Origin of the sequence: Bradyrhizobium sp., from assembly GCF_049512235.1 — a bacterium.
Lineage (GTDB): Bacteria > Pseudomonadota > Alphaproteobacteria > Rhizobiales > Xanthobacteraceae > Bradyrhizobium.
Genome location: NZ_JBEKXH010000491.1, coordinates 1 through 4,700 on the forward strand (window position 1 = coordinate 1; position 4,700 = coordinate 4,700).

At 64.8% G+C, this 4,700-nt stretch carries 5 protein-coding genes and 2 pseudogenes; 5 read left to right on the forward strand and 2 right to left on the reverse strand.

Annotated elements, in window-relative coordinates; translation table 11 throughout:
• The 5 genes and pseudogenes from ABSG20_RS30205 to ABSG20_RS30225 all read left to right on the forward strand — a co-directional run.
• On the forward strand, nt 1-214 hold a 214-nt coding region (locus ABSG20_RS30205; RefSeq protein WP_423868122.1), incomplete at its 5' end, for a hypothetical protein.
• A 156-nt stretch (nt 215-370) separates the two neighbouring features.
• A complete protein-coding gene (locus tag ABSG20_RS30210; protein WP_423868126.1) occupies nt 371-1,237 on the forward strand; it encodes an alpha/beta hydrolase family protein in 867 nt (288 codons plus the stop codon).
• Nucleotides 1,238-1,244: 7 nt separating this feature from the next.
• Nucleotides 1,245-1,343: pseudogene (locus tag ABSG20_RS30215) on the forward strand (DUF2269 family protein); the annotation flags it as partial.
• A 7-nt stretch (nt 1,344-1,350) separates the two neighbouring features.
• Complete coding sequence (locus tag ABSG20_RS30220) at nt 1,351-2,673, forward strand: SDR family oxidoreductase (protein WP_423868123.1); 1,323 nt, start codon at nt 1,351-1,353, stop codon at nt 2,671-2,673.
• A gap of 6 nt (nt 2,674-2,679) precedes the next feature.
• Nucleotides 2,680-3,084 (forward strand): thiol-disulfide oxidoreductase DCC family protein, encoded by a 405-nt coding sequence (locus ABSG20_RS30225; RefSeq protein WP_423868124.1) that lies wholly within the window; start codon nt 2,680-2,682, stop codon nt 3,082-3,084.
• An 11-nt stretch (nt 3,085-3,095) separates the two neighbouring features.
• On the opposite strand, the gene ABSG20_RS30230 is transcribed toward ABSG20_RS30225, so the two are convergent.
• The gene (locus ABSG20_RS30230; RefSeq protein WP_423868125.1) at nt 3,096-4,331 is read right to left on the reverse strand and encodes a flavin monoamine oxidase family protein; all 1,236 of its coding nucleotides are present in this window, start codon (nt 4,329-4,331) and stop codon (nt 3,096-3,098) included.
• A 90-nt stretch (nt 4,332-4,421) separates the two neighbouring features.
• Nucleotides 4,422-4,700: pseudogene (locus ABSG20_RS30235) on the reverse strand (translational GTPase TypA); the annotation flags it as partial.

Here is a 4,700-nt window from a genome sequence, read left to right on the forward strand (position 1 = left end):
CCACAGCGGCAGCGTCGGCTGCCTTGGCGGGTCGGACCTCGATCAGGGTTGTGCTCATGGACCCAATCAAAGCAAGTCAGAGCGTCGGCTTCAAGGTCTATCCTTAATTATCAGTAAACCTGTGGATTTTTTGCATCAGTTTTTCCGTCGGGTTGTGCCGAAAGAGGACAGAGCGACGCTCAACAAGGCATTTTTCCGCCGCCTTCGCGCGTGAGTGAGCAAAATTGCACGTTCGGGGCGAGACTTGTTCACGGAAAAATGCGCCGGATCTGATTCGCGGTGCGTATTCTGCCCGCGAACTGATGCCAATTCTCACTCCGTCGCGCCGGGCCAACAGATGAATTCGTCGAAGGCGCTTTTCGCGCTCATTATGTGGTTTGCGGCCTGTTCGCAGCACGTGATGGCGCAATCGAGCGTCGGAGCGCAGGCCGCCGAGGGGCAGCCCTATCGAGTTCAGCCATGGCTGGTCCCCTCGCCCGCCCCGGACAGATCGGCGCATGCGGTGCTTTTTCGTCCCGAAGGACCTGGACCGTTCCGGCTAGCGGTAATCGCGCACGCCTCGACCCAAAACGCCCTGCGACGCGCCCAAATGCCGCAGCCCCAATACAGGGCGCTGGCGGCCTGGCTGGTCAGCCGCGGCTTCGCCGTACTGGTGCCGCAACGCCCCGGGCATGGTGCGACCGGCGGAAATTATCTCGAAGACCAGGGCGGCTGCGATCAGGCCGATTATGCCGGCGCCGGCCGCGCCACCGCTCGCGCGATCGCGGTCGCGTTGAACTATCTGCGCCGACAGTCTTTCATCCGGCGTGACGGCACGGTGGTGATCGGCCATTCCGCCGGCGGTTGGGGCGCGCTGGCGCTGGCCGCCGGCGATCCGCCTGATGTTTCCGCGATTGTTGCCTTTGCGCCGGGCCGTGGCGGCCACGCCGACGATCTTCCGGATCAGGTCTGCGCGCCGCATCGGCTCAGGTCGGCGGCGGCCGAATTCGGCAGAGGCGCAAAAGTGCCGGTGACCTGGCTGGTGGCGGCCAATGACAGCTATTTCCCACCGGATTTGTCGCGGCAACTCGCGGACGCCTTCCGTGGCGGTGGCGACCGCGTCGACTTTCGCGTGCTGGCGGCGACGGGACGCGAGGGCCACTGGCTGGCGGAGAGTGAAGCCGGGGTGCAGATCGCCGCACCGGCACTGGATCGGGCGCTGGAAGCGGCGCGTTCGACCGTGGCGAAGCCGCGATGACGCTCTCTATTTCCTGCTGTTTCGCCGCTGGTGCATGTTCGGTATTCCCGGTTTTGGCTCGGTCATGGCCATTCTCTGGCTGATGATCGCCAAGCCGCCATTCTAGGAGATTCATGCGCGAAGCCGTCAACATCCTCGTGCTTGGTGCCTCCGGCCTGATCGGCCGCTGCGTCACCGACGAGCTGCGTCAACGGGGTTTTCGGGTAACCGGAATAGCGCGGCGCTACGCGCCTTCGCAGCGGGCGGGCTCGTTCGACCTGGAAATTCCGGTGCTATCGATGGGCAGTGGCGCGCTGACGGGGCTGATCAGGGATCACGACATCGGCGTCGTGGTCAATTGCATCGGCGTGCTGCAGGACGGCCCCGGCAGCGATGTCAGCGCCGTGCACCGCGATTTCGTCGCGCGCTTGTTGCGGGCGATCTCGGACTCGCGCCGCGCGGTTCGTCTCATTCATATCTCGATTCCCGGCGCCGGCGTTCACGACCGCACGGCTTTCAGCCGGACCAAGCGCGAAGCCGAGCGGCTGATCACAGCGTCCGGTGCTTCCTATGCGATCCTGCGGCCGGGCTTTGTCATTGCCCCGCAGGCCTATGGCGGCGGCGCCCTGCTGCGCGCGCTCGCCGCATTGCCGATCAAACTTCCCGCGGCCGAAACCGCGACGCCGTTTCAGACGGTTTCGATCGAAGACGTCGTCACGACGATCGCCTGGCTTGCCAGCCGCGATATCAGCGACAAAGCCGCCGCTGCCGTAGTGTGGGACCTGATGGCGCCGCAGCCGGTTACGCTGGGCGCCGTGATCGGACAATTCCGCCGTTCGCTCGGCGTCGCCAAGTCCCGGCCCGTTGAACTGCCGGCCCCGCTACTCGATCTCGGCGCCAAATTTGGCGATCTCGCGAGCTGGCTGGGCTGGCTGCCGCCGATACGAACGACGGCGCTGGCCGAATTGCGGCGCGGCGTTGCCGGGGATCCCGCGCCGTGGATGGCCACCATCGGCATCGTGCCGAAGACGCTGGCGCAAGCGGTTGGGCATCGTTCCGCCAGCATCCAGGACAAGTGGTTTGCCCGGCTCTATCTGATCAAGGCGCTGGTGATCGGGTCCCTGGTGCTGTTCTGGACCGTGTCGGGCTTTATTGCCTTGGTGATCTCCTATGACGCCGCGGCCGCACTCTTGACTTCGCACCACTTCCCGCCGGCGCTGGTTGCGCCGATCACGGTCGGTACCAGCCTGATGGACATGGCAATTGGCCTCCTGATCGCCTGCCGCCGCACCTGCGCCGGCGGATTGATCGCAGGCATCACAGCGGCGCTGGGCTACATGCTGGGAGCCACCATCTTGACGCCCGATTTGTGGATCGAACCGCTCGGCGCGCTGGTCAAGACCGCACCGGCGATCGTGCTGATGCTGGTCGCCCTGCTGACGCTGGATGGAAGATGATCTGCGATGCAATGGCCTGACGATGACGTGATCCTCTATGACGGGGTCTGCGTGCTCTGCTCGCGCTGGATCCGCTTCGTCGCTGTGCGCGACACCGCCCGGCGCTTCCGCTTTACCGCGATCCAGTCGCCCTACGGTACAAGGCTGGCACAGGCCTTCGGCATCGACCCCCGTGATCCCGACACCAATGCCGTGATCCATGGCGGCGCCGCGCATTTCAAATCCGACGGCGCACTGACAGTGCTTTCGAATTTGCCGGGATGGCGCTGGGCCGGCGCCCTGCGGAGGGTGCCAAAACCGCTGCGTGACGCGGTCTACGATCTCGTCGCCCAAAACCGCTATCGGATTTTCGGCAAGTATGAGGCGTGTTTTGTGCCGGATGCGGAGTTTAGGGGGAGGGTGATGGAGTAGGCCTCACCATGTCAGGTATTTCCGACCGCCTCCGCCGCCGCCCGCTCCCCCGAATCCCTTGCCCCGTGCGCGGTGGAGAAAAAATTCGGCGAGGTCGCTTCGCCGGCGAAAAACAATCTGCCGTCGACCGGCGCGGCGAGCACCGCGCGCATCCCGGCTTGGCCGGGCAGCGCGTGGGAATAAGAGCCGCGCGCATAGGGGTCGTGGGCCCAGCGCGATTCCGCAAGCGGTTTTAATCTGCGGCGAAAATCCGAGCCGAGCAGCGCTACAATCTCGTCTATACTCTCCGCCGCCAGCGCGCCGTCGCCGGCATCTTCCAGATCTTGCGCAAAACTGCCGCCGAAAAAGCCCTCGATGCAGGGCTGCCCGAACGGGCGCAGATGATAGCTGCCCATCGCGGTGCGCATGGTGCCGCCGCGCAGATTGCCGTCCTTCGGCAAGCCAAAGGGCTCATCCAGCGCCAGCATCACCTTGTCGGCAAGCCCGAGCGGCAGCCCCCCCGCCGCCCCCACTTTCGCAGGCAGTGCCGGGTAAAACCGCAGCGCTTCGCTGGCGATCAAATTGGTCGGCACCGTCACGATCACCTTGCCGGCCGTGAGCGTGCCCTGCGAGGTTTCGATCCGCAGCCGCCGGCCGGTGTGATCGATCAGGGTGACCAGGGTGTTCAATGCGACCGGGCAGGGCGCGCCATAGGCTGCGATCAGCGCGCCATAGCCGCGCCGCACCCGCCAGTTGATCTCGGTATCTTCATAGGCACGGGAGTCGTGGATCGAGACCCGATCGAGCTCACAGCCGTTGATGTAGGTCGAAAGCGCATCGATCATCGGGTTCCAGCGGTTGCCGGGCTCGAGATAGAGGCTGGCGGGGCCGTCCGGCCCGCTATCGGCGGCCAGTTCGGCGCGGTCGTAGAAGGCGTCGAGTGCCGCGATGAATTCGATGCGCTCCTGCGGCTGGAAACCGATATGGGCCCCCTGTTCGCGCCAGGGCGGCCGGGTCGTGTCGATTTCGAAATCGAGCTTTCTGGCGATGGCCACGAACGAATTCTTGTCCGCCGAATGCAGCCAGCCGCAGCCGAGGTCGAAGGGAATGTCCGCGGCTGCCATGATGGTGTGGCCGCGGCCGCCGAGGCGATCGCGCGCTTCCAGCAGCAGCACCGAGAGGCCGGAGTTTTCCAGCGCCCGCGCCGCGCCGAGGCCCGCGGCGCCGGCGCCGATAATGGCGATATCGACTTCGGAGGGGAGGGACATGGTTCAGCGAGCGAATAGGGAGTGGCGAATAGCGAGTAGGTAACACGCCTTCATCTATTCGCTACTCGCTATTCGCTATTCGCCGCTTTCTTAAGCCACCGCTTCCTTGGCCTTCTCCGCGCGCTTGCGGTCGGTGGCATCGAGGAATTTCTTGCGCAGCCGGATCGATTTCGGGGTCACCTCGACCAGTTCGTCGTCCTCGATATAGGCCAGCGCCTTTTCCAGCGTCATCTGGATCGGCGGCGTCAGGCGCACCGCTTCATCCTTCGAGGTGGTGCGGATGTTGGTGAGCTGCTTGCCCTTGAGGATGTTGATCTCGAGGTCGTTGTCGCGGGTGTGCTCGCCGACGATCATGCCCTTGTAGACCTT